Genomic DNA, 901 nt, shown 5'->3' with positions numbered 1-901 from the left:
TTTCGCTGATATTCCTTTGATTCGTCTTTTAGGTTTGGGTAATAACCCTCTACATCATGGCAAGAGATTGCGCGTTTTCCGGCTTTTGCAGCGTTCAATGCGGTGTTGAAGTCGCTAGGGGAATGTATGTCCCAGTCTGAACAGATTTCTTTACGTGCTGCAAAGAAGCTACCGCTCAAACCAACAAGCCCTCTGTAGGACGATTCTTTGCCACGTAGCCACATCTCATATTTTACATAGGCGCCTTCTCCGGCGACTTTGCCGTCGGCTGTAATAAAACGGTCCTCGCTTGAGATCGCGCCAACATTCTCATTTGCAAAATACGCCATTAGCTTATGTAGCACGTCGCCTTTTAGCTCTGTTGCTGTGTCGGAAAAAATAAGCACATCGTGATTTGCCGCTTTGATCGCGCAAAGTTGCGCGTATTCTTTACCTAGATGTTGGTCTGCACGAACTAGAGTGACGCCACGGTCTTGGTAAGATTTTACGATGTCATCGGTATCGTCGGTTGAGCAGTCAGAAGCAACAATGATCTCAAGCTCTAAACCGTTTTGATCAAGTGCGAGCGTGTTCTCTATTTTCTTGGCTATTTTCGCGCCTTCGTTGTGTGCAGTAATAATAAATGAAGCTCGGTTTGGTGTAGCGATGCTGTTATCGGCTCTAAGGCGTTCAGCATCCGGCGTTTTTGCTAAAAACTTTAGGGCGATTGGATAGATGAAATAGCTGTAAAGTGTTCCAAATACAGCGGTCCAGAATAAAAGTGTCATTTCGTGTTGCGCTCTCGTTTGCTTAAACCTAGATAGAATCTATGGGCTTAGTAAGGCTTGTAATTGCTCAGAAGTCTATCTAACTCTGAAAACTCGTTATCGCAGTTTGCTGAGCACTGCGCCGAAATGGCAAC

Annotated in this window: 1 protein-coding gene; it reads right to left on the bottom strand. The window is 45.3% G+C overall.

Going from position 1 to position 901, the window contains the following annotated elements; all coding sequences use genetic code 11:
• Positions 1–767: glycosyltransferase (locus A3751_RS19575; RefSeq protein WP_068458627.1), on the bottom strand; the 767-nt coding region annotated here is incomplete at its 3' end.
• Positions 768–901 lie beyond the last annotated feature (134 nt).

The organism is Oleiphilus sp. HI0080, assembly GCF_001635135.1.
This window is presented reverse-complemented; position numbering and strand designations above follow the sequence as displayed.